The 3,971-nt window shown below is 70.4% G+C and carries 4 protein-coding genes; 3 read left to right on the forward strand and 1 reads right to left on the reverse strand.

The window, feature by feature from the left end; all coding sequences use genetic code 11:
* Positions 1-97: 97 nt before the first annotated feature.
* The gene (gene def, locus ABTZ94_RS36510; protein WP_351207590.1) at positions 98-643 is read right to left on the reverse strand and encodes a peptide deformylase; all 546 of its coding nucleotides are present in this window, start codon (positions 641-643) and stop codon (positions 98-100) included.
* A gap of 114 nt (positions 644-757) precedes the next feature.
* On the opposite strand from def, the gene ABTZ94_RS36515 reads away from it, so the two are divergent.
* The 3 genes from ABTZ94_RS36515 to ABTZ94_RS36525 all read left to right on the forward strand — a co-directional run bounded on the left by ABTZ94_RS36515 (position 758) and on the right by ABTZ94_RS36525 (position 3,928).
* Positions 758-1,996, forward strand: coding sequence for a Mur ligase family protein (locus ABTZ94_RS36515; RefSeq protein WP_351207592.1), 1,239 nt, complete (start codon positions 758-760; stop codon positions 1,994-1,996).
* A 34-nt stretch (positions 1,997-2,030) separates the two neighbouring features.
* Positions 2,031-2,759: a type 1 glutamine amidotransferase gene (locus ABTZ94_RS36520; protein WP_351207594.1), complete on the forward strand. Its 729-nt coding sequence runs from the start codon at positions 2,031-2,033 to the stop codon at positions 2,757-2,759.
* Positions 2,760-2,902: 143 nt separating this feature from the next.
* Complete coding sequence (locus tag ABTZ94_RS36525; RefSeq protein WP_351207596.1) at positions 2,903-3,928, forward strand: 6-phosphofructokinase; 1,026 nt, start codon at positions 2,903-2,905, stop codon at positions 3,926-3,928.
* The last annotated feature ends 43 nt before the right edge of the window (positions 3,929-3,971 follow it).

Raw genomic sequence — 3,971 nt, forward strand, 5'->3', positions numbered from 1 at the left:
GGAGGGAGGCGACGCGGAGCGACGCCGACCGACGACAACGCGGGAAGCGTGCGTGCCAGGGCGTGGCCGCCCGGTCAGAGGTCACCCCGACAGCCTCTCAGCCGCCCCGCGCCCAGGGCGCCCGGCGGGCCGCGCGCAGCGCCCTCGCCCGGCGCAGCCCGGTCAGCCGGTCCGTGTAGACCATGCCTTCAAGATGGTCGCACTCGTGCTGCAGGCAGCGTGCGAAGAAACCGGTGCCGATGACCCGTACCGGCTCGCCCGCGACGGTTACGCCCTCGACGACGGCACGGTCGAAGCGCGGGGTGCCGGCCTCGATGCCGGGCAGCGACAGACAACCCTCCGGGCCGCGTACGGTGATGCCGTCCGCCTCGACCAGCTTCGGGTTGACGAGATGCCCGAGGTGACGGACGTCGTCGTCGTCCGGGCAGTCGTAGACGAACACCCGCAGCGGAACGCCGACCTGATTGGCCGCGAGTCCGACCCCCTGGGCCGCGTACATGGTGGCGTACATGTCCTCGACAAGGCGGGCGAGCGAGGGACCGAAGTCCGTGACGGGTTCGCATGCTTCGTGCAGCACCGGATCACCGAGCAGACTCATGGCACGAATCAGTCCGGAACTGCCGGGGATCGGGCGGTTTCGCATGCCGGCAATCGTACGTTCCACGTGACCTCCACCTCCCGGGCGGTGCCGCGGTACGGTCGCCGCGCCGGACATCGATAGGCTGGGCGTGGACCGATGCAAGGAGGATCTAGGACGATGGCAGGCAACACGGAGCCGCTGTCGCCGCGGGCCAAGCTGGCCGTGACGGCGGGTAAGGCCGCGGCAGCGGTGTCGCGCGCTGCTGGGCGCGGCAGCGGATCGGTGATCGGCGGCCGGGTGGCGCTCAAGCTCGACCCCGACCTGCTGGGGCGGCTGGCGCAGCACCTGGACGTGATCCTCGTGTCGGCGACGAACGGCAAGACGACGACGACCCGGCTGATCGCCGAGGCGCTGCGGGCCGCGGGCCCGGTCGTGTCGAACGCGCTCGGAGCGAACATGCCCGCGGGCATCACCTCGGCGCTGGCAGGCGGCTCGGACGCGAAGTACGGCGTGATAGAAGTCGACGAGAAGTACCTCGCCGGGGTCGCGCGCGACACGACGCCCAAGGTGATCGCACTGCTCAACCTCTCCCGCGACCAGCTGGACCGCGCCGCGGAGACCCGGATGCTCGCGGAGAAGTGGCGTGAGGGGCTGTCCGGTTCGAAGGCCGTGATCGTCGCGAACGCCGACGACCCGCTGATCGTCTGGGCGGCGTCCTCCTCCCCCAATGTGGTGTGGGTCGCGGCCGGCCAGGCGTGGAAGGACGACGCCTGGTCCTGCCCGTCGTGCGGCGGTGTGATGCAGCGCCCCGGCGACGACTGGTTCTGCGGCGAGTGCGGATTCCGCCGCCCCGCTCCCAGCTGGGTGCTGCACGGCGACTACGTCCTGGACCCGCACGGTTCGGCATGGCCGATCCACCTCCAGCTGCCCGGACGCGCCAACAAGGCCAACGCCACCAGCTCCGCCGCCGTGGCCGCCGTCTTCGGTGTGCCGCCGCAGGTCGCGCTGGAGCGCATGTACCAGGTGCAGGCCGTCGCGGGCCGCTATGACGTGGTGTCCTTCCTCGGCCGTGAGCTGCGGCTGCTGCTGGCGAAGAACCCGGCGGGCTGGCTCGAAACGTTTACCCTGATCGACCCGCCGCCCACCCCGGTGATCCTCTCCGTCAACGCCCGTGGCGCGGACGGCACGGACACCTCCTGGCTGTGGGACGTGGACTACACGCAGCTCGCCGGTCACCCGATCTTCGTGCTCGGCGACCGCAAGCTGGACCTCGCGGTCCGTCTCGAAGTGGCCGGTCTCGACTTCCGGGTCTGCGAGAACCTCGACGAGGCCGTGCAGCAGGCCCCGCCCGGCCGTATCGAGGTCATCGCCAACTACACCGCCTTCCAGGACCTGCGCCGTCGTGTCGGCAACTGAACCCGGCCCCGGCCACCTCCGGAGAGGACGAAGCATGAGCAACAACGGTCTGCGTCTGGTCTGGGTCTACCCCGACCTCCTCAGCACCTACGGCGACCAGGGCAATGCGCTCGTGGTGGAGCGCCGGGCCCGGCAACGCGGTCTCGACGTGCAGCGCGTCGACGTCCGCAGCGACCAGCCGATCCCGACGTCCGGCGACATCTATCTGGTCGGCGGCGGTGAGGACCGGCCGCAGCGTCTCGCCGCGGAGCGGCTGCGCCGCGACGGCGGACTCAGCCGGGCAGCGTCCAACGGCGCGATCATCTTCTCGGTCTGCGCCGGGTACCAGATCCTCGGCCATGAGTTCATCAACGACCTCGGTGAGCGCGAGCCCGGTCTCGGGCTGCTCGACGTGGTCTCCACCCGTGGCGAGGGAGCCCGGTGCGTCGGTGACGTACTGGCCGACATCGACCCGCGCCTCGGCCTGCCGCCGCTGACCGGTTTCGAGAACCACCAGGGCATCACCCATCTCGGCCCGACGGCACGGCCGTTCGCCCGGGTGCAGTACGGCCGGGGCAACGGCACCGGCGACGGCATCGAGGGTGCGTACAACGACACCGTCTTCGGTACGTACATGCACGGGCCCGTAATGGCGCGCAACCCGCTGATCGCGGATCTGCTGCTGAAGCTGGCGCTCGATGTCAACGCCCTGCCGCCGACGGACGACCGCTGGTACGAGGCGCTGCGCGCCGAGCGCATCGCCTCGGCGACCCAGCCCGCCTGATGAGGCACATTTCGCTCAGCTGAGCGGCGTCCAGCAGGCGGACGCCCGGTTCGGTCCCGCCACCCTGCGCCGGTAGGGTGGCGGGGATCCAACCGGACGACGTGGTCCGGTCGTCGGCCCACGTTGCAAAGGTTTCCCGGGCAATGCGAATTGGTGTGCTCACCTCCGGCGGCGACTGCCCCGGCCTCAACGCCGTCATCCGTTCCATCGTGCATCGCGCGGTGGTCGACCACGGCGACGAGGTCATCGGCTTCCACGACGGGTGGAAGGGTCTCCTCGAGTGCGACTACCGCAAGCTCGACCTCGACGCGGTCGGCGGCATTCTCGCCCTCGGCGGCACGATCCTCGGCTCCTCCCGGGTCCAGCCCGCCCATCTGCGGGGCGGCGTCGAACAGGCCAGGGGCCACGTCGCCGATCTCGGTCTCGACGCGATCATCCCGATCGGCGGCGAGGGCACGCTGAAGGCGGCCAATCTGCTCTCCGAGGCGGGTCTGCCGATCGTCGGCGTACCGAAGACGATCGACAACGACATCGCCTCCACCGATGTGACTTTCGGCTTCGACACCGCCGTCGGTGTCGCCACCGAGGCCCTCGACCGGCTGAAGACCACCGCCGAATCGCACCAGCGGGTGCTGATCGTCGAGGTCATGGGCCGCCACACCGGCTGGATCGCCCTGCACTCGGGCATGGCGGCCGGTGCGCACGCCATCGTCGTGCCGGAGCGCCCCTTCGACATCGACGAGTTGACCGAGCTGGTCGGCAAGCGCTTCTCGGCCGGCAAGAAGTTCGCGATCGTCGTCGTCGCCGAGGGCGCCAAGCCCCGCGAGGGCTCCATGGAGTTCGAACAGGGCACCAAGGACATCTACGGGCACGAGCGCTTCGCCGGCGTGGCCACACAGCTCTCCGTCGAGCTGGAGCAGCGCCTCGGCAAGGAGGCCCGCCCGGTGATCCTCGGCCATGTGCAGCGCGGCGGCACCCCGACCGCGTACGACCGTGTTCTCGCCACCCGTTTCGGCTGGCACGCGGTGGAGGCCGCACACCACAGCGAATTCGGCATGATGACGGCGCTGCGCGGCACGGACATCGTGATGGTGCCGCTGAGCAAGGCCGTGGAGACCCTGAAGACGGTCCCGGCCGAGCGGTACGCCGAGGCGGAGTGCGTGCTCTGAGCGACACCCCTGTCCGACGAACTGCCCCCGGTCGCAGCTGCGA

The organism is Streptomyces sp. NPDC002785 (assembly GCF_040295565.1).
In the GTDB taxonomy this organism is placed as follows: Bacteria; Actinomycetota; Actinomycetes; order Streptomycetales; family Streptomycetaceae; genus Streptomyces.